Origin of the sequence: Acinetobacter sp. IK23 (assembly GCF_035615275.1) — a bacterium.
GTDB classification, from domain to species: Bacteria; Pseudomonadota; Gammaproteobacteria; order Pseudomonadales; family Moraxellaceae; genus Acinetobacter; species Acinetobacter seifertii.
Genome location: NZ_JANBNX010000004.1, coordinates 178,292 through 204,700, shown reverse-complemented (window position 1 = coordinate 204,700; position 26,409 = coordinate 178,292). Strand labels below are relative to the sequence as shown.

The following is a 26,409-nucleotide window of genomic DNA, read 5'->3' as shown; positions in this document are numbered from 1 at the left end:
TATTGAGATTTATTACAATCGGGTCAGAAGACATTCTGCAAATGGCTGGTTAAGCCCTGAAGCCTTTGAGAAGAAATATTTTAAGAATTTAGAGGGATTTGTTGTCCACGATACTGTCTAGGATCAGTCTATACCTATTCCAGTAGTGTTATACAAAACACTACTGATTATTAATCAGTATAGATTTAACTGCTATAAAGCTAAGGGGTACACTCATGCCTCTTAAATCTTACAAAGCTCAAACACCTGCGATTGTTTATCCTCTCATTAGCGATGGTGCATTTGAACTTCTGCCATCATCAGAGATTGAACAGACCATTTTATATCGTGACCACCGATTGAAATGTATGCTCAATATAGTGTCATTCGTCAGGGAATGTTTAAACGCAAAGCGAATTTGCAGCCAAAGTTGAACCCGATGATTTCAACGTATTTAAGGGCTTCTTTTACTACGCTCAGTGGATAAGACCATTTGTGCCTGTCTTTGATGATATTGCAGGCATTGATCTTAGTTACCTGAAAGACTTTATAGTCTGTGAAGAAATATTATGTTTCTTCAAAGCAAAAGAACTTTTAAATACCGAATTAGATCTGATTGGGTTATTTGAACAACCAAATTCCCAACCTCTTGTACATATACAACCAAGAGCAGATTTATTAAATCAATTCGTTCAACTGATTCGTGAGCAAATGGGTAACACTATAGTAAAAAATGTTATCCGAAAACGTGAGGAAAAGGCTAAACAAAACTTAAAGTCTTGTCGTAAAGCGATAAACCAATGCTTTGCCAAATTCAGCAAACTTTTGGTTATACGTGTTGATTTTGCCTTTAAGCCACCTTTAGAGAACTTAACCCCTTATTGCCCAAATGAACTACAACACCCTTTTCATTCTGAAGATGCCTTGCAATCTTTAAAAGAATTGATTGCACAGTTACTAAGGAATAGAAGGCACAACAAAATATTGAACCAAATCAAGGGTTATATTTTGAAGTTTGAACATGGGTTGAAAAAAGGTTTTCACGTCCATGCTCTGTTTTTTATGGATGGCAATTTACATCAAAGTGATGGGTATTTTGCACATGAAATTACCAAGTACTGGAAGAAGCTTACGAACGATCGAGGCTGCACCTATAACTGCCATATGGCAAAACACAAATACAAAACTCTATGTATAGGAATGATTGGCTACACAGATACCGCAAAACGTAAAGCGTTAGATGACTGTGTTCAATATTTCTGTAAAAAGGAACAGTACTTTATGTTTAACAAACTGAAAAGCGTTAGAACAATTCAGACCAGCCAACCACCTCAACGAGGCTCTAATGCTGGTCGTCCAAGAAAAGCTGTTAACACAACTTTGTTGAATAGCAAAGATAAGGGGGATTTCTAATGTTGACTAAGAAAGATCTTTCAGTAGCTCATACTGCATATTTTTGTAGCACTGGTGCACGATTAGCACTATCACATCCAAGTCCATCTGATATTTATCAAGCAGCATCACTTATTGGAAAAGCATCTGCTAAAAGCATTGAAAAAGCCCTTAAAGGCTCAAATGTCGCTATTATGCAAGCAATACAGACAATTCCTTGGCTGAATAATGCACCATGGTTTAATGGCAATATGTCAAATATTAGCCTGAATCCATATAATGCAAACTTAGGTAATCTAGCTTATGAACATGGCTTAATTCAGCAAAATCAAACTGCTACCATTAATCCACTTGCTGTATCTTATTTATCTGAGCATTTCCAATATCGCATACAAACTATTGAATTTACTAAGAGCCTTATCGAATGGTCTAAGCCTTTTGAAGGCTCAAAGCAAGAATTGGATACAATATTTCGAAATATTGAAAGAAGCTCTTCTGGTTTTGAGCTCCAAGAGTTCTGCCTTAATTATGATACGGATCAAAATAATACTATACATATTAATGGGTTAGAGAAATTTATCAGTAATGAACTAAAAACTCAGCTGAGTCAGATCGAGCCTGATAAATGTTTAGCCATTTTGTTAAAGAAAGAACCTTGTTTAAACAAGCGAATGAACCTGCGCTATATCGTGATCTTGCAGAAAGATTACATTGATGAACCATCAGGGTTTACAGACCTAAGCTTCTTTCAATGTATAAAAAATACTGTTGAATCAAATAGTTGCTATTACTTTAACTATGATTCTGGATGCTTAAATGGGTTTCTTGCTAACAACCGTTTTAGTAAGAAAAATCCAAATTACAGAGAACGGATCAGGTGTCTAAAAAGCTATCTTATAGGTACAGATGCATTATATAGAGTAGATGGATTACAGACTTCTCTTGAGATTTTGTACTCAAAATTTGTCAAATAGGGTTGAAAATTTAATAATGGGAATATTTCAGCTTACCACTGCTGACTACCTCTTTATGAAATATCGCTCTATGACCGTTGAACTGATGACAATAGTTTCCGACTATTACCCCCATCTTAGTAAAGCTGAAGCACTGAGAAAGGCGAATAATCAAGAATTCCCTTTCTCAGTGTTTAAAATAGATCAAAGTAAACGTGCACCCTTTTTGGTGCACATTAAAGATCTAGCAGATATTTTAGACAGTAAGTATTTAGAAGCTTCTAAAGATTATGCTACGTTTCATCGATGAGGCGTAGCACCTCTTCAAACTGCATAGTATTTCTTCTTGCCTTCACTGACACATAACGCTGTAAACTACTCCAAGAGTCATGCAAGCTTACCTTCTGAATCTCAGGAATAGTAAAACTCTGTTCTGCTAAACGTGTACAGCCTTCGTGTCTCAAATCATGAAAGCGCAAATCATCAATACCTAACATTCGGCACGCTTCTCTAAACTCTTTGCCTAAACTTTTAGGATTCAACGGCAGTAGCAAATTTTCATCATGCCCAAGCTTCAACATCCGTTCACGAACTTCTGAGTGCTTTAATCTTTTAATCATTTCCTTACAAGGATCAAGGACATCAAATGATTTATGATTACCTTTGGAGCCGTTTGGATTTTTTAGATCATGCACTTTCCAAGTTGAGTGATGTGAATCATAATCTCGAAGATATAATCGTGTTAATTCAGCTTCACGTCTGCATGAGAAAATAGCAAACCACATAATCAAATGCATTGGATACTTAGAACCGTAACGGTTTAGCTTCCATCGTTCTGTAAAATATTTCGTTAATGCAATCAATTCACCAGTTGAAGGGAGTCGATCTCTTTTTTGACTTGAGGAAATTTGACGTGTTTTTCTTAACTGAGCCGTAGCCTTATCAAAGCCATTTAAATCAATATCCATTTCCCACATAACAGCAGCATGAGAAAGCACACCACGGATATGTAAAAGCTCATGTTGCTGCGTACTGGTCGCAATAGGTTCAAGTTCTAGATGAGGTACTCCTCCCTTCCTTAAAGCAACATGCTCGGCCAAATGTACTGATTTTATTTTTGTGATAATATTGCGCGCAATTGGTAGCTTCTTAATTAAGAGCAGAGAATAGCGTTTCGTCCTTCCGTACTCGCTCCCGACTTCATCCAAATATTTATCTATGGCATCTGATAAGGTCAGATCAATCAGCTTTTCTTTGCCAAGCAAAATATCAGGATTTTCTTGAATTTCGACTTCTCGTTTCTTAACCCAGTTTTCAGCTAACTTCTTTGAGTGAAATGTTTTACTTTCAGAGAAAGTAGGAAAGCCCATTCGATTGATTCGAATCGCAGCACGATAGTTAACTTTACCATCTGCACCTTTCCTTGCTGTAATTGACCCCATAATTTACACCATAACCTGTTTTTTTGATTATGGTGTAAAATTTGGTGTAAATGCAAACCGATTAACCCACCTAAACACAGGTTAAAACAGATTCGCGCAGGTTGCGAAACATAGATTAAAGGTATGATTTTTAATGACTATTAACAAAAACATTGAAAACACTCAATCTCCGCGAATCAGTGTTGCCCCGATGATGGACTGGACTACAAAGGATTACCGATTCTTTGCAAGGTTGTTTAACCCAAACGTTGTGCTGTATACCGAAATGGTAACGACAGGCGCGATTTTATTTGGCGATGCAAAACGCCACTTGGACTATAACGCTCAAGAACACCCAATCGTCCTGCAACTCGGTGGTTCAAACCCACAAGAACTTGCCACTTGTACAAAAATGGCTGAAGACTGGGGGTATGACGAAGTCAACCTGAATGTAGGTTGCCCAAGTGACCGTGTACAGAATAATAAAATCGGTGCATGTTTAATGGCAGAACCAGACTTGGTCGCTGAATGTATTCATAGCATGCAAAAAGCGGTGAATATTCCAGTAACGGTAAAGCACCGTATCGGTATTGATGACATGCAGTCTTATGAAGAAATGCTGCACTTTGTAGATACTGTTGCGGCAACGGGCTGCACACACTTTGTCGTCCATGCACGTATTGCCATATTGAAAGGTTTGTCTCCGAAAGAAAACCGCGAAGTACCACCACTACGCTATGAAGATGTTTACCGTTTAAAGCAAGAACGCCCACATCTAACTATTGAAATTAATGGTGGTATTAAAACTTTTGCTGAAACTCAAGCTCATTTACAGCATGTTGACGGCGTGATGATCGGCCGTGAAGCCTATCACAACCCTTACCTACTTGCTGAGCTCGGCCAACTCTGGAACTTAGAAGCACCAGACCGTTTCGATATTATGGAGCAAATGCTGCCTTATATTGAACAACGTATGGCTGAGGGTGCACCACTATCTATCATTACCCGTCATATTTTAGGTTTATTTCAAAACTTACCGGGTGCCCGTAAATGGCGTCAAGCATTAAGCGGTGGAAATGCAAAAACTTTAGCTGATGTCGAGAATGCAATTCGAAACATGCAAGCTGCGATCATTCGTACTGAAGAATATGTAAAAGAGCATCAGGTTTAAGCGCGCTCAGCGCCCTTAAATTGTAAGAAAATGTGGCATTTTAAATCAGAGACTTAGATTTTGAGTATATTCGCAAATGTCGGCTCAAAATATTCAAATTTAAGCTCTGATTAATTATTTAAAATGAATAATATCAAATAATTAAATTTCACTGATTTCAGCCACCCTTTTAACTAGGCTTTTTTCTCAGTCAGAAATAAAAACTGGAAAAAAGATACGTTATTACATAACATAAACAAAACTTTTAAGTTTGGGCAATTAGTATCTCTGAACGCCACAGGTAGGTGGTGATTTTCTAAATACGGATATAGGTAGTACGGGTAGAGATTTCACGATGATTATTTATGACGGACAAGTAGCTGATAACTATATGTATCAGGATTCAAATCAGGCAGCGATTGTTTTATCACACAGCACACCAAGCCTTCCTTATCCCTTCACCATGAAACCCAATAATCACCGCACTGAAAGCAACACCCCTCCAGCCATAGATGTAGAAAAATTCGTAGCAAAATTAGAAAGTGTTACCTCTAGACGCAGTAAAGCTCGTTGTGCACGTAGCATTCGTCTTGCACTTGAATCTGCTGGTGCTGATGTTGAAAACCACCCAATTGCAGCATCTGATTGGGGCGATACCCTGAAAAAAATCGGCTATAAAGAAATTGATCCAGCTTTTGATGAGCCACAAGAAGGCGATATTTACATCATTCATAGAACCCGTAATCACGTTTATGGGCATATTGCTGGTTACACAGGTAGTGAATGGGTTTCTGACTTTAAACAAAGCAGTTATGACGTCTATAAAGATGATAGCGTTACTTATACTTACTACAGATTAGGCTAATTCATTTTTAAGATAAAACATTTGATGAATTTGCTCGGCACAGCGTTGAATCATTTCATCATGATCTTTTCTATAGACCAACTGAACTTCTGAAAGTGACAAATAATCTGCCAAAGGTAATAGCTTGACCTGATGGGGCAATATTTTCTCAAACTCTTGGGGAACAATACTAATTCCCAAATTTGCAGAAACCAATTGTAGCTGCGAAATCTTACGAGACTGAATTGGGGCTTTTTGTGGAGTAAATCCTGCAGCTAGACACAGATTTGCCACCAAATAACTTAAGCCCCCTCTTTCCGCATAAGGTGTAGCTACAAAATGCTCATTTTTTAAGTCTTTTAAATAAACCTTTTCTTCTTTAGTAAACTTAGAATGATCAATATGGACAGCTACCATTAAAGGCTCTTCATATAATTTAAAAACATTCATGTCTTCTAAGGTGTGCCGAACGGGCGGCCGAATAAAACCAATATCAATTTCTCCACTCATTAAAGCTAGAATTTGATGCTCAGACGACAAAGTATTTATCTCAAAATTTATATGATTAGCTAAGCTAATTTCTTTTAATATATGAATCTTTCTCTCATCCATAATAATACTGCTCGAGTGAGCAATTTTAATCTGGCGATTTTTTCCTTCAGCAATATTCTTAGAAACTCCAATGATTTCATTTAAATAGTGCATATTATTTTTTATTTTTTTATAGAAAACCTCTCCTGCCGTTGTAAGCTTTACTTTCTTATCCGTGCGATCAAATAGCTGAAAGTCAATTTCTTCTTCTAATAGCTTCATTTGTCGACTTAAAGCAGACTGAGCAATAAAGAGCTTTTCTGAAGCAGCAGTAAAACTCCCTTCTTCTACAATTTTTATAAAATATTGGAATTGTTTTAATGTGAGCATCACCATCTCAAAATTAGATTATTAGGTCTATTTTCTATATTAGATTAGATAGATTGCCTTCGCTAGAATTTTATCAAGACCACTCACTTGATTGAATTATTCATGAAGTATTTTAAAGGTTTCACCATCTTTACTGTCGTTGTTCTACTTTTATGGTGTTTTAAATTTTACGATCAGCAGCTTCCAACACAGCCCAAACACGACACTATAGAGCTATATGATTAAATCGTTTTTCTCAAAAACAAAAGGCATGCTCTCCAACATAAGAGCATGCCTTTTCAATATTTAAATTAGGCTTTCTTTAAATCGAGCTTTTTCAAAACTTCAGCCACAGCAATCATAGCAAAACTTGAAGTCACCACTACTGCGGAACCATAACCACCACAGCGGAGGCCAGCTGATGGGCAGACATCAGCACTTGAAAATGGATTATCAGTTGAATAAACACAAGTAATACCAAATTTCTCTTTTGGCTTTTTGCAGATGCCACGAGCACGAAGTTGACTACGTAGCTTCGCTAGCATTGGGTCTTGTTCTGTTTTTGATAAATCAGCCACACGAATTTTAAGTGGATCAAGCTTACCACCCGCTCCGCCCGACACAATCAAAGGTATTTTGTTAAAACGGCAATGCAACATTAAAGCCAGTTTTGCTTTAACGTCATCGATGCAGTCCAACACAATGTCTGGTACAGGGTTTAAAAGCTCTGTGACATTTTCAGGTGTTAAGAAATCATCAATAATATTAACTTTAATACGCGGGTTAATTTGACGACAACGCTCCGCCATAATTTCAACTTTTTCACAGCCCAGTGTAGATGACATTGCAGGTAGCTGACGGTTTACATTTGATGCTGCAACCACGTCCATATCTACCAGCGTGATCTCGCCAATACCTGTACGTGCTAAAGCCTCTACCGCCCAACTACCGACACCACCAATCCCAATCACCATCACATGACTTTTTTCATAGTGCTGGAACGATGAATCACCATAAATTTTGGCTACACCTGCAAAACGGCGGTCATATTCATCTTGTTGGAGATCGGTCATTGCTGCTCTTTGAGGGGATATAAAACACGGGGAGTATTTTACTGCTTTTCAGACGAAAGTGTATTTCAGATCAAAGAAAACTTTATAACATCATATATAAGAACATTTAGGATTTAGTCCTTCATTTATTACTGTGACAGGCGGCAAGGATGCCGCCCAGTTGGGCTGCGGTATAAGGATATACCGTCAGCCCGACAAAGGATTTTTGTTACTTTTTATCCTTAAAAAGTAAGGATATGCCTATATAGTCAACATTAGCCAAAGCACCCTCATTACAAGGCTATGCAAACTTAGCTAAATTAACCAGCAATTAAATTCCGCAGTACATAATGCAAAATACCTCCTGCTTTAAAGTACTCAACCTCATTTAACGTATCAATTCGACATAACACATTAAAATGGCTGGCTACTCCATTTGGCCCTTTCACATCAACTTCAAGAATTTGATGGGGCTGAATACCATCCGATAAACCACGAATTGAAATAACCTCATGACCAGTTAAATTGAGGGACTGTCTGGTTTGTCCATCAACAAACTGGAGTGGCAACACCCCCATACCCACCAAGTTTGAACGGTGAATACGTTCAAAACTTTCGGCAATGACAGCTTTTACACCTAACAAGTTCGTACCTTTGGCAGCCCAGTCACGTGAAGAACCTGTTCCGTATTCTTTACCAGCAATAATCACAAGCGGCGTATGCTCTTGTTGGTAACGCATTGCGGCATCATAAATAGCAAGCTTCTCACCACTTGGTACATGAATAGTATTACCGCCTTCTTCACCGCCGAGCATTTCGTTTTTAATACGAATGTTGGCAAAGGTACCTCGCATCATGACTTCATGATTACCACGTCGCGAACCATAAGAGTTGAAGTCTTTTGGCTCAACACCTTGGTCTTGTAAATATCGGCCTGCCGGACTGTCTTTTTTGATATTACCCGCTGGTGAAATATGGTCAGTTGTTACCGAGTCACCAAGCACTGCCAAAATACGCGCCTGTTCAATATTCTTGATTGGTTTTGGTGGTTCACCAATCCCTTCAAAGAACGGCGGATGGCGAATATAAGTCGAGTCATCAGCCCATTCGTAAGTTTTACTTTTTGGAATCTGAATCGCTTGCCAACTTTCATCACCATCAAATACTGCAGCATATTCTTTGTGGAACATGTCGGTATTTACTTTTTGCAGCACTTCATCAATTTCTGCTTGGCTTGGCCAGATATCTTTTAAGTAAACAGGTTGTCCATCTTTACCTTCCCCGATCGGTTGTGTCGTTAAGTCGGTACGAATATTACCAACTAAACCGTAAGCAACTACCAAAGGTGGCGAAGCAAGCCAGTTTGTTTTAACTAATGGGTGTACACGTCCTTCAAAGTTACGGTTACCCGAAAGTACAGACGCTACGTTTAAATCATGACACTGAATTGCATCTTCAATAGGTTCAGGTAGAGGACCTGAGTTACCAATACACGTTGTACAACCATAACCCACCAAGTTATAGCCCAACTCATCTAAATACGGCGTAAGCCCCGCTGCCAACAAATAATCCGTCACGACTTTAGAGCCGGGTGCAAGTGAACTTTTTACCCATGGTTTACGCTGCAAGCCTTTTTCAATGGCTTTTTTAGCAAGTAGACCTGCTGCCAGCATGACACTTGGATTAGAAGTATTGGTACATGAAGTAATTGCTGAAATAACAACATCGCCATGATTTAAAGGATACTTTTCTCCATCAATTACACAAGACGGGCTTTCATGCTGAATATTGGCTTTGGTCGCTTCTACAGCCGTACCACCACCGCCTTCATTTTCCAAACGCTCTTTAGCTTCTTTTACAGGCTTTAAATTTAACTCCATTAAGGCATTAAATGTTTTAGGCACTTCTGACAACAATACACGGTCTTGTGGGCGTTTTGGACCAGCTAGACTTGCCTGAACCGTACTCATATCTAAACTTAACGTATCGGTGAAAACTGGTTCATCGCCAGCATTACGCCATAAGCCTTGCGCTTTGCTGTACGCTTCAACCAATTCAATACGGTCACTTTGACGACCAGTTAATTTCAAATACCCCAAAGTCACTTCATCGATTGGGAAGAAACCACAAGTCGCACCATATTCAGGTGCCATATTGGCAATAGTTGCGCGGTCAGCAAGTGGTAAGTCGGCTAAACCGTCTCCATAAAATTCTACAAATTTACCCACCACACCTTTTTGGCGAAGCATTTGAGTAATAGTGAGCACCAAGTCGGTCGCTGTAATCCCTTCTTGTAATTTACCTGTGAGTTTAAAACCAATCACCTCAGGAATAAGCATAGAAATAGGTTGGCCGAGCATGGCAGCTTCTGCTTCAATACCACCAACGCCCCAACCCAATACACCTAAACCATTAATCATCGTGGTATGCGAGTCTGTACCGACCAAGGTGTCAGGGAAAGCAAAAGTTTGGCCGTTATCTTCACCGAGCCATACTGCTTGAGCTAAATATTCTAAATTGACCTGATGACAAATACCTGTACCCGGAGGCACGACACTAAAGTTATTAAATGCAGATTGTCCCCAACGCAAAAATTGATATCGCTCACCATTACGTTGCATTTCAATTTGAACGTTTTCTTCAAAAGCCTGATCATCGGCAAAGTGGTCAACCATCACAGAGTGGTCAATGACTAAGTCTACAGGTGATAACGGATTAATTTTTTCAGGATCACCACCCGCTTGTGCCATTGCTGCACGCATGGCAGCCAAGTCAACCACAGCAGGAACACCAGTAAAATCCTGCATTAAAACCCGTGCAGGTCGGTACTGAATTTCTTGATCTGAACTACGGGTTTTTAACCACTCTGCTAAAGCATGAATGTGTTCTGTTTTAACGCTATGCTGATCTTCAAACCGTAATAAGTTTTCCAACAGTACTTTTAATGATTTCGGCAGTTTGGCAATGTCGCCTAGCTTTTTCTCGGCTTGGCTTAAGCTAAAAATCTGATAATTGCTGGAACCTACTGTTAGCGTCTGTAGAGCATTAAAACTATTGATATTGCTATACTTAGCCATTGGGTTATCCTCCCATGTCTGGCAATGTTATTTTTCACGTTTTTACATGTTGTTTTCTTACTTTAAGCTTCTTTTCTAATCGCTGTGTTTTGTTTTAGTTAATATTTTTAATCTTTGATTTTTATTACGATAATTTCAAAGCAGATAGAGAGTTTTTCCACAGTTTTTCGGCTAAATCTGACTCAGCCATATTTAAATTTTCGGCCAAACTTTTGAGTACAAACGGTAAGTTTACAGGAGTATTGCGAGTACGCTGCTCAGCAGAGGTTTGACAGCAAAGTGGTGTCATATCCGGGCAGTCCGTTTCTATTACCAAATGCTCGGCACCTATAGCTTGCACAACGGTATGAAGCTTTTTCGCATTTGGGTTAGTCACTTGTCCCGTTACACCAATTTTAAAACCGAGTTTAATTAGCCCTTTTGCCTCTTCTACACCACCACTAAAGGCATGTGCAATTCCACCGAGTTTAAACTTATGCGCTTTTAATAATGCAAGTACATCGCCATGTGCTTTTCGAATATGAAGCAGCACTGGTTTTTGGTATTGCGTTGCCAGTTCTAACTGGTCAGCAAAATACTGCTTTTGCTTAGCATATATATCGGGCTGCTTATGTTCTTTCAAGAAAGTATCTAAGCCAATTTCACCTACGGCTACACACTCTTCTTGCTGTAAAATTTGTTCAAGATGAGAAAGATGCTCTGGCCTATGCTGCTCGATATAAAATGGATGCAACCCCGGTGCTAAATAAGAAGTCGGTACATTATCCCATTGCTTAAGCTGGTGATGGATTTGCAATAATTCATCAAAGCGTGACTGCAAAAAGCCAATTAACACCAAAGCATCTACACCCACTTTCTTAGCCTCAAGGGCTAACTGTTGCCGATCTTCATCAAAATCGGCAACATCAAAATGAGTATGGGTATCAAACAAATGCATTAGCTAGTACTTTTTGCAACGGGAGCCGAAGCTGGTTTGGCTTTAGGCTGTGGCAAATATTCTTCTTTCAACACATCTTGCAACTGGTCATATGGAATGACTAAACGAGGCAACCCAACCACGTAAGGCCCAATTTCGTACTCACCATATTGAAGAATCAAACCCTGATCACCTAACAAGAAGTTCTCGGTAAGTTTAAATGGCCAAGCTTGTTCATATTCACTCACACTATTAGCAAGCTTTGAGTCGGTCACCCAAGCTTTAAATACTTCATGTGCTAACTTTTCTAAAGCCGCTTTTTTCTGCGGGCGTAATAAGTCTTCAAGTTTGATGTGCTTTTGTTCTTTTAAATCAAAATTATAATATTGCTGTGCTGCCGAACCATGTGCACCACCTAAATAGCTACTGCTATTGACGACAACGGTTACCACTTTACCTTGTGACTGTATAATTTTAGGTTTCACTAAAAGGTTAATTTGATGATTATTACTTAGCGCTTTTAATTCGTTGTCTAAGCCAACAAATGAATTTGCATAGCGCTGAACTTCAACATCAAAACTATCTTGTTGATTAGCAGCAGCAACTGCAGAGGCCTCTGTATTTTTATCAGTTTTTCCTGCTTTTTGATCTGGCTTCGCAATTTCAAGAATCTGACCAAGTGCTTTTAAAACTTGTTGGTCAATAATCTTATCAATGAAAGGATAGTTACTTTGCAGGCGCTCTACTCTAAAGTCTGGGCAAGTTTTACCACTACAGTCTGGCAAAACCACCTTACTAGGAACTGTTTCCCCTTTTAAAGTCAGTTCTACTGGCTTTTGCTCAACCACTGCGGGTTTTTGCTGATCTTCCGATTCTTTAGGATCACTTTTAGGCTGACATGCCACTAAAAATAACGCAGAAGCAAGTAGCGTTAAACGGAACGAGGCCTTAGAAGTTAACATCATATTTTGCCTTTATTCTGAGAAGATTATGCATAACTGATATGAAGTTAGCGCATCTATAAGTAGGTTGCAAATTCTGCTACCAACTTAGAACATTTGTTCATAAACCTCAGGTTGTAATATTTTTTTAGTTTGCTCTGTCGTTAAATAAATATCGAGCTGAGGAGCATCTTTGGTAATCTGATTTGCCTGATAATGCAAACCCACACCTTCACCATCAAAGAACCAGTCTGCTTGTCCCCAATATAAGGTTTTTGGGGCGTCTTTTTTGACGTCAGCACTTTGCTTTTTGAGCCAGTCTTGATAAGCAGTTTGCACGATTTGATGCACAGTGGTTTGTTTGTCTTTTTGAAGTACATCAAGCAAAGTTAAACTTTTATGCAATTTACGGTCAGCCACAAAAAAATAATAACGATCTTTTATCGTGACTTCTTCCTGTTTACTGTCCAACCCTAATTGCAATAAAACATACTGATTACGCTGCGAAGCGATGCGCGTATGAATGTGTAACTCATAGGCACGGTTTTTAGAATATTTATCTTGCCATTCATCAGACTTTTTGACGTAAGCATCTACTGCTTGTTGCAAGCTCAAATCTTTTTTCAAATCAATTTGAGTCTGAATGACTTTCGCCTGATTTTTTTCAATCCAGCTATTTAACCAAGTATCTTGAGTTTTTATCGTTTGAATATCGACATCAATACAGTTTTTCTTTTCACAAAAAGGCACTGCATAATTCGCTTTAGTTTCGGTCAAATTTAAATAAGGTAGTACCTCTGCTTTCTCAGCAGAGTGATCTTTAGCAGAAGCTACATTTTTTTGAGAGGATGATGAGGACTGAGTACCCTTCCAGACAAATACAGAAATAGCAGAAATTAATGCTATGGCTGCAACTACAAGCGCAATAATTGCTTTTTTACTCAAATTCATTTCATCATCCTTTCTTATTTTTCAAAACAAAACAGCTTCTATTCGAAGCTGTTTGTTATGTTTACATGATTAGTGTTCACGAGTGTTACGGAACTGAATGTCAGGCCAACGCTCTTGCATAATCTGCAAGTTCACTCGGCTTGGAGCAAGATACGTCAAGTGACCGCCACCATCAATTGAAAGCTGGTCGTGTGCTTTTTTCTTGAACTCATTAAGTATCTTGTCATCATCACAATGAATCCAACGCACAGTATTTACACTTACCGGCTCGTAAACACAGTCAACTTTATATTCTTCTTTCAAGCGGTAAGCAACAACGTCGAACTGAAGCACACCAACTGCACCCACAATCAAATCATTGCTAATTTGCGGCATAAATACCTGAGTTGCACCTTCTTCAGACAACTCTTTCAAACCTTTTTGCAACTGTTTTGACTTTAATGGATCTTTCAAACGTACACGGCGGAACATTTCTGGCGCGAAGTGTGGAATACCAGTGAAGTGCAAGTTTTCGCCACTAGTGAAAGTATCACCAATCTGGATTGTACCGTGGTTATGTAAACCAATAATATCCCCCGGCCATGCTTCTTCTAAATGCTCACGCTCACCAGCCAAGAAAGTCAATGCATCACTAATGCGGACTTCTTTACCAATACGCACATGGTTCATTTTCAGACCTTTCTCGTATTTACCTGAACAAATACGCATGAACGCAATACGGTCACGGTGTTTAGGGTCCATGTTGGCTTGGATTTTAAATACAAAACCAGAGAAACCTTCTTCTTTCGCTTCAACCACACGCTCTTGCGTTGGGTGAGCTTTAGGTTCAGGTGCCCAGTGCATAAATGCATCTAGAACGTGGTCAACACCAAAGTTACCTAATGCTGTACCAAATAGAACAGGTGTTTGTTTACCTTGTAAGAAAAGTTCGCGGTCTAATGGCTCATTTGCCATTTGTACAAGCTCAAGCGACTCTTCAAATGAAGCCCAAGCTAACTCACCTACTTTTTCACGAATATCGGCATGGTCATAACCATCACGCACTTCAATATCTGTAATCGTTGAACCAAAACCTGCTTTGTACACATACAATTTATTTTCAAGAATATTGTATACACCAGCAAAGTCACGACCCATACCAAGTGGCCATGTAATTGGTACACAACGAATGTTTAAAACGTTTTCGATTTCGTCTAACAACTCAAGTGGCTCACGAATTTCGCGGTCCATTTTGTTGACGAAAGAAATAATTGGTGTGTCACGCATACGACACACTTCCATCAATTTGATGGTACGCTCTTCGACACCTTTTGCACCGTCAATTACCATGAGTGCAGAGTCAACCGCGGTAAGCGTACGATAAGTATCTTCCGAGAAGTCTTCGTGTCCCGGTGTATCGAGTAAGTTAATCGTGTGACCTTTATATGGGAACTGCATAACAGACGTGGTGATCGAAATACCACGCTCTTTTTCCATTTCCATCCAGTCAGATGTAGCTGCACGGTCAGATTTACGGCTTTTTACCATCCCTGCAACCTGAATCGCTTTACCCCATAACAACAGTTTTTCTGTCATGGTGGTTTTACCGGCATCGGGGTGGGAAATGATTGCAAAAGTCCTACGAGCCTTTACCTGCCTAGTTAATTCATCTTTAAACATGAGAAAAATCTACATTATGTACACAATTATGTACACAATTCCAAATGTGTACATAACCGAAAAAGTGGGAATTCAAAATTGGCGCAATTGTAGCAGATTTAGAGTTATATAGGCATAGGGGGTCATCCAGTCGCTCATATGGGTTTGAGCCATCTAGTTTTATACACTCAATCTATATCTTTGCTTTGGACTTTTTGGTTTGTCTGAAATTGTACGTTCAACCAGTCCTGCCCCTATTGCTGGATTAAGGTAATTCTGCTGAAAAGTTGTACGATAAGTCAAATCTAGTAAAGACATTAATTCTATCAAACTATATTCTCTCTGCTCCATAACCACAATCTAACGTTGAGCATGATCACCAGCTTGTACGGTAGCTTGATCGGTATCATGTACGGTGACTTGATCGGTTGCTGATGAATTCTAAAATGACATCAAAAATCATTTTTCAATCCAAGCCCTTAATAACGAGCAGACCAACCTGCTCCTTAACCTTATATCAGCTTGTCCAAGCATTCGATAACATTTCAGCCTGCTTCATAACTAACTCAATAGCCTCTGCCGCTTTGTCAGGTGGATACTTCCAACGCTGTAAAGTACGTCGTACCAAGATTTTAAGCTGAGCACGTACACTATCTCGAACTTGCCAATCCACAGTTGTCGATTTACGCAATTTCTCAGTGATTTCACGAGCAATCTGCTTCAGTGTATCGTCTCCAAGCTCACGTACCGCACTTTCATTATTTGCTAAAGCATCATAAAAAGCGATTTCGTCAGGATTCAGACCCAGTGAGGCTTCACGTTCCATATCTGCCTGAAACTCTTTCGCCATCTGGATCAACTCCTCAATCACCTGAGAGGTCTCAATCGCACGGTTATTATATTTTCTTAGGGTTTCCTGCAAACGATCTGAAAAACGTTTTTCCTGTACGAGATTATTCCGTGTTTTTGCCTTGATACCATCATTCAATAATTTTTCTAATAATTCGACCGCCAAGTTACGATATGGCATTTGTCGCACATCTTCTAGAAATTCATCTGACAGTAAACCAATATTTGGTTTATCTAAACCACATAGCGCAAATACATCTGCCACACCATCAGCAACAACAGCATTATCCAGAATTTGTTTAAGCGTACTATCCTTTTCTGCTTGTGATAATTTACGATCCACAGAAGTATGCTTACTAATGACTGCTTTAATGGCTGAATAAAACGCAATTTCCTTATGCAATGTTTTGGCTTCATCCAACGTACCACACAATGAAAAGGCTTTATTGACTGCAAGTACTAAATCCAAGAAGCGTTTTTTGCCATCTTTTAGACTCAGCACATAGTTGGCTGCTGGAATTATCAAGCGATGTGCTTGCGTTTCATAACCACTTAAGTCTAATCCAGTTTGGTCATTGGTCTTGGCAAACATCCCACGAATGGCATCCATTTTTTCAGCAAGCACAGCATAAGCTTCTTCCGCACGTAAAGTTGGTTCGCCTTTTCCTTTGGCATCTGTATAGGTTTTTAATGCCTGCTTTAACTCATTGGCAATCCCAATATAATCAACAACCAAACCACCTTGCTTGTCTTTAAAGACACGGTTCACACGAGCAATCGCCTGCATCAGGTTATGCCCTTTCATTGGTTTGTCGATATACATGGTATGGGTACACGGTGCATCAAAACCTGTCAGCCACATATCACGCACAATCACTAACTGCAAAGGGTCATTCACATCTTTAAAACGTTTCTCTAAGCTTTTCTTCACTTGCTTATTGTAAATATGAGGCTGTAGCAATGGCTTATCCGATGCTGAACCCGTCATCACAATTTTGATTTTTCCTTTTTTCGGGTCATCATCATGCCAATCTGGGCGCAGAGCAATAATTTCATTATACAAATGCACGCAGATTTCACGGCTCATGGTCACAATCATACCTTTGCCTGCCGTGGCTTCAGTACGGTCTTCAAAGTGCGTCACCAAATCCGCAGCAATCTGTTTCAGGCGTGGGGTCGCACCCACTAATTTTTCTAAGCGACTCCATTCCCCTTTGGTCTTTTCACGACTACCGACATCTTCCTCATCTTCTACCACTTCATCAACTTGATCAGATAGTTCCTCGATTTCAGCCTTATTGATGTCCAATTTTGCCAAACGGGATTCATAATAGATCGGTACGGTTGCGCCGTCCTCTACTGCATCTTGAATATCGTAAATTGAAACATATTCTCCAAAGACTGCTCGGGTGTCTTTGTCTTCACTGGAAATTGGTGTACCTGTGAAACCAATGAATGCAGCATTTTTTAGGGCATCTCGCATATGTTTGGCATAGCCAAATTTATAAGTCCCGTCATTAGATAGTTTAGCTTTGAGTCCGTATTGGCTGCGATGTGCTTCATCTGACATCACAACGATATTATTGCGATCATTGAGTAATGGGTGTTCAGTTTCATCCTCTAGCAAAGCAAACTTTTGTACAGTGGTAAAAATAATTCCGCCTGATTCACGCTCAGCAAGGAGTTGTCTTAGTTCATCACGGTTATTGGCTTGTACAGGTGTTTGTTTTAAAAGTTCTTGAGCATTGCTAAAAGTTTCAAACAGTTGCCCATCTAAGTCGTTACGGTCAGTGACGATTAACAAGGTTGGGTTATGCATGGCAGGTTGTTGCAATAACTTACCTGCATAACAGCACATTGAAATACTTTTACCTGAACCTTGAGTATGCCAAACCACACCTGCTTTTTTATTGCCTGCTGGATTGACTGCTGTAATCGTTGCTTGTACCGCTTCACGTACCGCATGAAACTGGTGATAGCCTGCAATTTTCTTAATGATTTTTTCACCATCGGTTTCAAACAAGATAAAAAAACGAATATAATCAAGGAACAACTCCCGATCAAAGAAACCTCGAACAACCGTTTCCAATTCCCATGCTAAAGCGGGTTTATCTTTCTCGTTTTTAATCGTGCGCCAAGGTAAAAAGCGCTCTTGATTCGCCGTGAGTGAACCGACACGGGCTGTTACGCCATCACTCACCACAAGGGCTTCGTTAAATACAAATAGATCGGAAATTTCTTCTTTATAGGTCTGTAGTTGGTTAAAGGCATCCCAAATATCGGCATTCTCATCGGTTGGGCTTTTTAGTTCGAGTACAGCAAAGGGTATGCCATTAATAAAACAAATAATGTCAGGTCGTCGTGGCTGCTTTGTCCCTAAAATCGTAAATTGGTTAATCGCCACAAAACGATTATTAGTAACTTGGTTGAAGTCGAGCAAAAAAGCCTGATCATTGACCCACTCATCGTCTTTTTTATAACTGACAGGTACACCTTCTAATAGCATGCGATGAAAGGCACGGTTATTGGTCACTAAGTCTAGGCTTTCAGGTTTACTGAGTTTCTGTAAAACCTGCTCAAAACAACTCACTGGCAAATGTGGATTTAATCTTTCAAAAGCGGTCAGTAAGTCCGCTTCAATTAAAATCTGTTTATAGTCTTTGCGTAAAGGATTGCTACTGTCAGGCGCAATATCGACACCATGAACAACTTCCCAGCCATTTTCAGCGAACCAGTCTAAGCATAGGTTTTCGAGTTGTGTTTCGTTCATGGTTGAAATTCTCTTATATTAGCCTTTTAAAATTACTTACTTCCGTTTGCAATAAAATAACAATAACATTTTATATCAAATACTTAAATTAAAATTATTATCTACTTCCATTTGTGATGAAATGAAAAATATGTTGTCCTTTTGCATCGATTGTTGCCAAAAAAGTTAAATTAACTTAGCATATACATAGCTCATCTACCATATGTAGAAAGAGTATACAAAGTCCTTATATAGCAATATATCGGGACTTTAGCTTAAAAAAACTAAAGTCGTTGTACAGAATTAGCAAGTCGCTTTTCTTTCCCACAAACAGTTGTATAAAATCTCTGTTCAATTCCATACAATAAAAATTTCATATCTTCTTCGCATGATATTTCAAAATTTTTAGCAGATTTATCAAATTTTAGATTTGCACAATATTCTTGGACATAATCAAAAATTGTGTCTTTATCAGCATCACTCATAGCCGTGAATGTAGCTAAAGCCAAAGCTATACGTTTTCTATTTTGTTTACCAACTTTTTTGAGCATCATAATCATTTGATACTTTTATAAAATCCAAATCAATAAATTGTTGCACCTCTTCTTGAGTAGCCTCTTTATACAGCATATCTATTCCCTTAAAAATGCTGGAAATAGTAGCTAAGTTTCTAAAGATTAGTCTATCTTCTTTTTTGAAATATATAGCATCAGGCAAATGGTTAATAACAACTCGGTCGACATTATCCTCAATAACTAGCTCATCACCTAAAGTAAGGAATTTTTTAGTCACATAAGATGATGGTGTAACCTTTTGAAAGAAGTAATCTTCATTTTGGACTGAACAAAGGTAGACTATATCTTTATACTTAGATTTTGGAATACTGTTATATTCTGAAGAAACAAACTGTTTTCCTAAAAAATCCAGGAAAAATTCTTGTTCACTAAAACTATCAATTTTAAACCAGCTATCCTCATCAAGAAGATGGTCAGAAGAATACTCTACTAGACTGACATTACTAACATCAAAGTTATAAATTTCTTTATCATCAAGTAACTTATAGAAAAAAGGTTTCTTCCTTCCCTTTACTCGTGCTATTAATTGATTCATTCATTTCCTCTTTCGATAAAAGTATAACTATTAATTCGGTATGCTACATCAACTTCAACATCTTCTGGAATTTTATAATCATATTTTGTGATTAAAAATATGGATGCACCATGTTTAGTTTTGATATTGTAAAAATTAAACCCAAATAACAAAAACAATGGGTTAAAATATAAAGCTTGAGATAAAAATGTAAATACAAACAATATGGCATAAACACATACCAATGTTTCTATATTATTAACACTCAATGCAACAAAAAAATAACCTAGATAACTGGGTAAAAAACTATTATTTGCATACTCAATTTCTTGTATGGGGTAGCTTTTAGCTCCTGTTTTGTCTAATTCACATTTAAAACTATCTTTACCAAGTTTAGAACATAAAAGAATACTAAGATATGTCATCAAAATTGGTGAAACAACATATACAATATATGATAAATATTCAGAAACTCCTTGCCATAAAACATACTTTTCCTTAATCAAAAAAATTATCAACAATAATGATGTCGAATTTAAAGTGAGTAAGAATCGGAATATTATATTCATAATTAATCCCTCTCACCATGCAAATCCAATAAATCCACCTCACCCGACAACAACCTTGGTAATAAAGTATCTCTTAAATCAATCAATGTTTGATTTTCAATTTTTAATTTATTTTGATAAAAATAAAATGATCTTACTTTTGCAGAATACAAACACCTTAAACTTATCGGCGGTACAATTATCTGAAAATCCATAATTGCTTTTTTATCACCTCTAGGCATTTTTGAACCTTTAGATGAAGCCATCATTCTGTCAAAAAAACTGTCTTGGTAAATTAAATTATATAAATATTCTTCCGTACCTTTTTCTAAGACATCAAAGTTCAATACATCATTAGAATGCCCACCATCGAAAAAAGAAAACCAAATTTTCTTAAAATAAGGTCGGATATTGGAAACCAAAATATTCCCTTGCCTAAACGCTGGAACACTATTTGCCTTTGGTAATGAACTTGCTTTTTCGATCCCCTTTTTTTCAGGTAACATATTTTCTGTAGAGATATAATTTTCAAGATTTAGGTCATTTAATAAAATCTTATTAGAGCTATATTTGGCAATATCTTTAAGTTGCTGTAATTCCCACCCCTTCGGCACATCCCCCAACTCAGTCTCCACCAACTCATCAGGAAATAGCGCAGCCGTTGCTTGTAACTCAGCAAAATCTTCTTTAGCCATTTGCTCAAGCTCAGCTTCACTTTTACCGCTAATCGCACACATAGCGGCAAATTCAGGGTCTTGCCCTGTTTGTTTTGCAGTAATTTTGGCACGCACAGGCTCAAAGTTGATAAACCAACTTTTAAAAATCGCTTGGGCGATAGATTCTAAGGTTTGGTTGATTTGGTTATTTTGTTCAATTTTCATTGAAAAATTAAAATATATTTCTCCAACCATTCTTTGATATTCCATATCTTCAGAAATATCTAAATACAAGTTCCCAAAATCCCCTTTTTTAAAATGTGGAATTAATGAACCAACATGCATATTTGAAATTTTTTGCTGTACATTGTCCGATCGTAGTAAAGCAAATAAATATTTAGGATCTACTTTTGTTTTATCAGCACGTATTGAAACCATATCCTGAGCTATGCAAAAGCCAACTGGATCTTTAACCCAAGCGACACGACCAGGAGAACCTTTGCAAACAAAAATGATATCGTCAGGTTGAGGGTGTCCTCTAAACCAATTCTTATAGGTTTCTAAATTTACATAGCGGACTTTTTCAAAAACAGGGAATAGGCTATTGTTATTGATACAATTTGTTGCTATCAACGGTAGACCTTGGTCTACTGTTGGACAGGTTTTCCCTCGATTATCAACAATATTCGATAATAATTCTTTAAAAGAATATTGCTTAAATTTCACTTACTAATTCCCCCAAACTCTTTTTTAATTTTCCAATAACCACGAGTACCACCGACACGCTCAAGCCAGCCTGCATCTTTTAAATGATTCAGATGCTTTTGTAAGGCAGATTGATTAATACCGAGTTGCTCAGCCAAAGAACGATAAGAAACTTTCGGGTTACGCTGAATTAAAACTAAAATTTCCTGTTGGCGTTCGGTTAATTGGCTTGCTTCAATTGCACCACCTAAATCTTCGATTACACCACTTGAATCATCAATTGCACCACCTATTGCACCACCCATCGACTCAATCACAGGACGATATAACTTCACATCAAAAAAATCATTGGTTTCTAAAAATTCAGGTGTTGACAGTTTTTCAGCTTCACACATCTGCTTGATCCGTTGCAGACCACTGCCCCAATGCTCAATATAACCTAGCTCTCGAAACACACGAGCCAAAACCCGATTCCGAATTTCCGAACGTCCCTGTAACAAGTCTGCTTCGGTTAAACCATTGGGCAAGCCACCAGGGGAGACGATATTGACCAAGTCATCATACACAGCGACCTTGATATTCCGCCCAAAGTTACTGTAATCCCGATGTACATAGGCATTGACTAAGGCTTCACGAATGGCATTTTCTGGAATTTCCAAATAGTCATAACGCTTTAAGCCTCGAATTTCAGCACGTAAAGACAAATGATTTTTAATAAAAATTTCTGTTTGTTCAATTTGAGAAAACAAGTCACCTGTGTATTCTTTACGGTCTAAAAACACACTCATATTTGTGCCTTTAAATCGGGCGCATTGGGTCATCACATGCTCATATTGACCGAGCAAGATCAATAAACCATGACTGGCATAACGCTGTCCTTGCTCTTCAATCACCAGTTTCAGATTCAACATCTTTTCTAAAGTCAGTGTTTTATCAGCAGCTTTGAACGCTCCTTCCAAGACCGTTAAATCGAGCTTTTCTAAAGGATATTGATAATTGGCTAAGGCATCAAAACTGATATTCAACCTTTGCAATTCCAGTTGTTGAATATGCTCAGGCGATGCTACACGGTTACTCGCACCTAGGCGGATATATGTGCCTTGCTCACGTCCTACAGATTTAAGGTAATACGGAAATAAACTACCTCGTGCGACTTCCACAACCAATAGCTCAACGCCATCTATATTCTCAATATAGATTTGTGCTGCAAGTTGTGGGGCACACAACTCCGGCATGATGATGCTTTGCCCACGTTCATTCTGTGCCATATAACTGACATTGGATGACTCGATACACCAGTCCATGCCTGCCTGCTGTGCCCAGACCTCAATCGGTTGGTTTTGACTTAGTTGATTCCCTAGCCCATGCCAAGGGGTTTCACCGACATAAGCCATTTGTTCAAGTTGATGTGCCATGGTTGTATTCCTTTTAATTTGAAAATTGAATTTTGAATCTGTGTTAATACTGACTTTATCTAGTGCAGAAGATGCGTTGGAAATTTTTGGTAGCAGTTGTGGCAGAAGCACAAATTCTGTGGTGGTAGTGCGCTTGGTTCAGTGAATGAGTTCAACACACTGCCCAATACTGTTCCTGCGATTCCACCGACAATCGGTGGTAGATTGAAAGACTTTGCGACTGTTGTTCCCAATGCACCCAATGTGGTCGGTGTGACCAAATTGGTTAAGGTTTTATTTGATTGTTGTGTACTTGCTTCAACCAATATCACATTCGTTGAATGACAAAAGGGACAGCTCAAGCTCATGGCTCAACTCCTTAAATTTTGGGCACAAAAAAGCCTGCTCGAAGGCAGGCTTTGTTTTCATATTTTCATGTGATCTCAAAAGATCTTCATGATTCTCACTAGGATGTTATGTATCTGAAATTATTTGGAATCATTCAAAATTTTAAACATTACTATCCTTTTTTATTAAAAAACTTAATTCAGATTGCTCAACATCACACTGCTCAAATATTTTTTTAAGAATATTTATTTTGGTTCTCGTTGAACAATTTGTGTATAAGAAAACCGACCTACTGATTTCAGTAAAATTATTTGTCGTTTCAAGCAAGGAAAGATCATAAAACTTTTGATCAGCACATAAACTCATAATTTTCGTTGTGTGTTGTTCTAATAAATATTTTACGACATCTATCTGCATTTCTTTCCATGATTGTACTTTAGATTCAACATCATACAAGGTATAAGATACTAAAGTGTATCCTGTAAAATCAAAGTCATCTTCCAGTAAATATTCATTCGTTTCCTCTACAGGTGGAGCATAACTTGTTGTTGGGTAATACCATAATTTAAGCGATTTCTTTGATAGGCGGCTTTGTCTTTCAACCAGCTCATCTTCCGTCCATTTTAGACATTCTCTTACATATTGATTCAAACGCAAATTACTGTCTTTAAATCCATTTTCAACGTCTAATTTATCTTTAAAAGGTCGATTACTATATTTGCTGTTATAACCAGTTAATGTCAAATTTGGCAGAGTATGCAACCATTGCTCGTGAACCTGTTGTGATTTTTCACCCAATTCTTTTTGCCAAACAGGAGAAAGCGTTTGGGGCATGATATGCTCTATGGTGTATGTTCCATCTTTAATTCTTTCAATTACATTAATTTGTTCTTTGCTTTCCTCATTTTCTAGAAAACTAAATAAATATGCTTTATTTTTCGAACTCATGGCATAAATGTTACGGCTAAAAAGAGCTTGCTCAAATTCCTCATCATTAGGAAAACGACTTGATTCCTCTTTATTTAACAGCACATATTTATAAATTTCAGCATAGGATGCCAATTGGCTAGATTGTGCTTTCTTAGTCACATCTTTATCTAAAGTTGCAAAAATTTTAGACAAAGCATTAGTGGCTAAACCAACAATCAAACGTCTAAATAAAAATATTTCCGTTACTCTTAAAAGTTCAGTGACCTCTTGATCAGTAAGATTTTTTTCATTCCAACGTTTTAGAATTGCCAATACGACTGGAAATATAACGGTAAACTCTAACTGACTCAGCCGTACCAACACAGCGGTAAAACTGTTTTGATATTGCATCGGATTCAAAATGATTGCATAAAGCTTTGAGTACTCCAGTAAATCTTGTAATAAAGCTTCAATATCATCATTATTTTTTTTCACATAATCTTTGAAAGTAAAATAGATATCTTTAATAACGACTGTGCGATTTAATTTTAAGGTTAAGTAATCTTTGAAAAAATCACTCACCTTAAAATGAGTATTTTTCTCAATTTTGTTCCAAAAAGCTTCATAATATTTTTCTTGTAATTCAGAAGAAAGCCCCATTAAAATAAAATTTCGGATTTTATCGCCTTCCTCAAGTTCAAGTCCCGTTGAGTTCAAGCTTTCAAATATAAGCTGGGGGTCATCATCCTTTTCTAAAAAAATATCAATTGTTTGTAGTCGTGAAATGGCATCATACAAATCATCAATGTCGATATTTTCATTTAGTATTCTGTCTCTAAAATATCTAAAATTTGACGTTACATTAGAACCGTCAACAAAATCAGATTCATCACCAAACAAGGCATCGAAAGCTTTACAGTCATCCTTGATTGGCTTCAATCTTATTTTCCGCTGATCTTCTTGATACTCATCTACTAAATGTTTTTTGGTGATTTTCTCAATTAAACGATCATCTTTAGGAATAACTTTTTTATGCTTCAATAAATCCACAATAGCAATCAACAAAATTGATATGGTCGTTAACCGTTGTTGCCCATCAATAATTAAAAAATCTTCTCTTTTGCCGCCTTGCATATGGCTTGAAACAATACTACCAAAAAAATGAGGGACATCAGGCTTTTTAATTAACCCTTTTAAATCATTAAGTAACTGAGCACAATGTTTGTTCTGCCAACTATAATTACGCTGGTAAACAGGAATGATAAATCTTTTATCCGAACCATCAATAAATTTCAGAAATTGTTTTGCTTCACCTTTCATTTTTTCCCCGTTACGTAAATATATACATTTTAATGATCATAAAGTATGAGGACCAATTCTATAGCAATTAAAATGATTTAATATAGATCCATACCCATCTTAGAATTTTACCAAAAACTTTTTTTCATATGCTTCCATCTTTGATTTTACTTGTTTTTCCAATATTGCTTGATTGACTAAACCCACCCTTAATTTTATCATTCAACTGCTGACCTACATCGTCAGTCGGTTTTAGCAGACCGTTTCATACAGCGCATCAGGGTTTATTCTTCTGAGTATCCCTTATGCGTAAAACCTTCTCGTCCCCCTTTGCGGTAGAACGGGAGGGGGACGCGTTCGCGCGTGCTGGTTCTGTATGTCCAGTCTGCTAACCCCTTTTCGTTCTGCCACCATTATTTAGCAGTAAGTTGGTAGAGCTTCTTAATACATACAGGAGTAGTCGCCATGACTCAGCATTTTCTATCTTTATTGTTTTCCCTAAAGCGATTTTCTATCCCCTTGTTGCCCTAGCAACATTCATAAACCTTTGCTGATATGACTGATCCAAATGCGGTTTAGCTTTGGAAGGCTTTGTCTCGCCTAAATTTCAGAACATAAGCAAAATTTATTACACATCAAATAACACAAT

22 protein-coding genes and 2 pseudogenes are annotated in these 26,409 nt (G+C 37.9%); 7 read left to right on the top strand and 17 right to left on the bottom strand.

The window, feature by feature from the left end:
* From MSG95_RS05285 to MSG95_RS05270, 4 genes and pseudogenes are all read left to right on the top strand, one after another.
* Positions 1-121, top strand: a pseudogene (locus MSG95_RS05285) (IS3 family transposase); the annotation flags it as partial.
* Between the two features lie 353 nt (positions 122-474).
* On the top strand, positions 475-1,392 hold the full coding sequence (locus MSG95_RS05280) for a YagK/YfjJ domain-containing protein (protein ID WP_309171543.1): 918 nt from the start codon (positions 475-477) through the stop codon (positions 1,390-1,392).
* The gene (locus MSG95_RS05275) at positions 1,392-2,345 is read left to right on the top strand and encodes a hypothetical protein (protein ID WP_309171544.1); all 954 of its coding nucleotides are present in this window, start codon (positions 1,392-1,394) and stop codon (positions 2,343-2,345) included. The genes MSG95_RS05280 and MSG95_RS05275 overlap by 1 nt, the downstream gene beginning before the upstream one ends.
* Positions 2,346-2,361: 16 nt before the next feature.
* Positions 2,362-2,634, top strand: a complete 273-nt coding sequence (locus MSG95_RS05270) for a pyocin activator PrtN family protein (RefSeq protein ID WP_309171545.1) — start codon at positions 2,362-2,364, stop codon at positions 2,632-2,634.
* On the opposite strand, the gene MSG95_RS05265 is transcribed toward MSG95_RS05270, so the two are convergent.
* Positions 2,618-3,766, bottom strand: coding sequence for a tyrosine-type recombinase/integrase (locus MSG95_RS05265; protein WP_309171546.1), 1,149 nt, complete (start codon positions 3,764-3,766; stop codon positions 2,618-2,620). The two genes, MSG95_RS05270 and MSG95_RS05265, sit on opposite strands and share 17 nt — an antisense overlap.
* 133 nt (positions 3,767-3,899) lie before the next feature.
* Between MSG95_RS05265 and dusA the strand changes: the two genes are divergently transcribed.
* The gene (gene dusA / locus MSG95_RS05260) at positions 3,900-4,916 is read left to right on the top strand and encodes a tRNA dihydrouridine(20/20a) synthase DusA (protein WP_394804379.1); all 1,017 of its coding nucleotides are present in this window, start codon (positions 3,900-3,902) and stop codon (positions 4,914-4,916) included.
* A 334-nt stretch (positions 4,917-5,250) separates the two neighbouring features.
* Complete coding sequence (locus tag MSG95_RS05255) at positions 5,251-5,760, top strand: hypothetical protein (protein ID WP_077166031.1); 510 nt, start codon at positions 5,251-5,253, stop codon at positions 5,758-5,760.
* Here the strand turns inward: MSG95_RS05255 and MSG95_RS05250 are convergent.
* Positions 5,752-6,666: a LysR family transcriptional regulator gene (locus MSG95_RS05250; RefSeq protein WP_151819274.1), complete on the bottom strand. Its 915-nt coding sequence runs from the start codon at positions 6,664-6,666 to the stop codon at positions 5,752-5,754. The two genes, MSG95_RS05255 and MSG95_RS05250, sit on opposite strands and share 9 nt — an antisense overlap.
* Positions 6,667-6,799: 133 nt before the next feature.
* On the opposite strand from MSG95_RS05250, the gene MSG95_RS18920 reads away from it, so the two are divergent.
* Positions 6,800-6,871, top strand: coding sequence for a hypothetical protein (locus MSG95_RS18920; protein WP_223848716.1), 72 nt, complete (start codon positions 6,800-6,802; stop codon positions 6,869-6,871).
* Positions 6,872-6,950: 79 nt separating this feature from the next.
* On the opposite strand, the gene MSG95_RS05240 is transcribed toward MSG95_RS18920, so the two are convergent.
* The 15 genes and pseudogenes from MSG95_RS05240 to MSG95_RS05170 form a co-directional block, all read right to left on the bottom strand.
* Positions 6,951-7,712 carry a tRNA threonylcarbamoyladenosine dehydratase gene (locus tag MSG95_RS05240; protein ID WP_077164465.1) on the bottom strand — a complete coding sequence of 254 codons (762 nt, stop codon included), beginning with the start codon at positions 7,710-7,712 and terminating at the stop codon, positions 6,951-6,953.
* A 299-nt stretch (positions 7,713-8,011) separates the two neighbouring features.
* Positions 8,012-10,768: an aconitate hydratase AcnA gene (gene acnA / locus MSG95_RS05235; RefSeq protein WP_077164466.1), complete on the bottom strand. Its 2,757-nt coding sequence runs from the start codon at positions 10,766-10,768 to the stop codon at positions 8,012-8,014.
* 124 nt (positions 10,769-10,892) lie between these two features.
* Positions 10,893-11,705: a TatD family hydrolase gene (locus tag MSG95_RS05230; RefSeq protein ID WP_077164467.1), complete on the bottom strand. Its 813-nt coding sequence runs from the start codon at positions 11,703-11,705 to the stop codon at positions 10,893-10,895.
* Positions 11,705-12,646: an RsiV family protein gene (locus MSG95_RS05225; RefSeq protein WP_077162733.1), complete on the bottom strand. Its 942-nt coding sequence runs from the start codon at positions 12,644-12,646 to the stop codon at positions 11,705-11,707. The genes MSG95_RS05230 and MSG95_RS05225 overlap by 1 nt, the downstream gene beginning before the upstream one ends.
* Positions 12,647-12,733: 87 nt before the next feature.
* Positions 12,734-13,576, bottom strand: coding sequence for a hypothetical protein (locus MSG95_RS05220; protein WP_077164468.1), 843 nt, complete (start codon positions 13,574-13,576; stop codon positions 12,734-12,736).
* 69 nt (positions 13,577-13,645) lie between these two features.
* Positions 13,646-15,235, bottom strand: coding sequence for a peptide chain release factor 3 (locus tag MSG95_RS05215; RefSeq protein WP_151819273.1), 1,590 nt, complete (start codon positions 15,233-15,235; stop codon positions 13,646-13,648).
* Between the two features lie 159 nt (positions 15,236-15,394).
* Positions 15,395-15,680 (bottom strand): annotated as a pseudogene (locus MSG95_RS05210) (Fic family protein); the annotation flags it as partial.
* A 51-nt stretch (positions 15,681-15,731) separates the two neighbouring features.
* Positions 15,732-18,833: a type I restriction endonuclease subunit R gene (locus MSG95_RS05205; RefSeq protein WP_086222524.1), complete on the bottom strand. Its 3,102-nt coding sequence runs from the start codon at positions 18,831-18,833 to the stop codon at positions 15,732-15,734.
* Between the two features lie 263 nt (positions 18,834-19,096).
* Positions 19,097-19,363 carry a hypothetical protein gene (locus tag MSG95_RS05200; protein WP_324644971.1) on the bottom strand — a complete coding sequence of 89 codons (267 nt, stop codon included), beginning with the start codon at positions 19,361-19,363 and terminating at the stop codon, positions 19,097-19,099.
* The gene (locus tag MSG95_RS05195) at positions 19,344-19,922 is read right to left on the bottom strand and encodes a hypothetical protein (protein ID WP_324624599.1); all 579 of its coding nucleotides are present in this window, start codon (positions 19,920-19,922) and stop codon (positions 19,344-19,346) included. Before MSG95_RS05195 ends, MSG95_RS05200 begins: the two co-directional genes overlap by 20 nt.
* Entirely contained in the window at positions 19,919-20,470 is a 552-nt protein-coding gene (locus tag MSG95_RS05190) for a hypothetical protein (RefSeq protein WP_005198540.1), read from the bottom strand. Before MSG95_RS05190 ends, MSG95_RS05195 begins: the two co-directional genes overlap by 4 nt.
* 2 nt (positions 20,471-20,472) lie before the next feature.
* On the bottom strand, positions 20,473-21,831 hold the full coding sequence (locus MSG95_RS05185) for a restriction endonuclease subunit S (protein ID WP_228147629.1): 1,359 nt from the start codon (positions 21,829-21,831) through the stop codon (positions 20,473-20,475).
* Positions 21,828-23,225, bottom strand: a complete 1,398-nt coding sequence (locus MSG95_RS05180) for an ATP-binding protein (protein ID WP_324644969.1) — start codon at positions 23,223-23,225, stop codon at positions 21,828-21,830. The genes MSG95_RS05185 and MSG95_RS05180 overlap by 4 nt, the downstream gene beginning before the upstream one ends.
* 59 nt (positions 23,226-23,284) lie before the next feature.
* Entirely contained in the window at positions 23,285-23,572 is a 288-nt protein-coding gene (locus MSG95_RS05175) for a hypothetical protein (protein ID WP_079267138.1), read from the bottom strand.
* Positions 23,573-23,714: 142 nt separating this feature from the next.
* Positions 23,715-25,781 (bottom strand): DUF262 domain-containing protein, encoded by a 2,067-nt coding sequence (locus tag MSG95_RS05170; protein ID WP_086222410.1) that lies wholly within the window; start codon positions 25,779-25,781, stop codon positions 23,715-23,717.
* Positions 25,782-26,409: the final 628 nt, after the last annotated feature.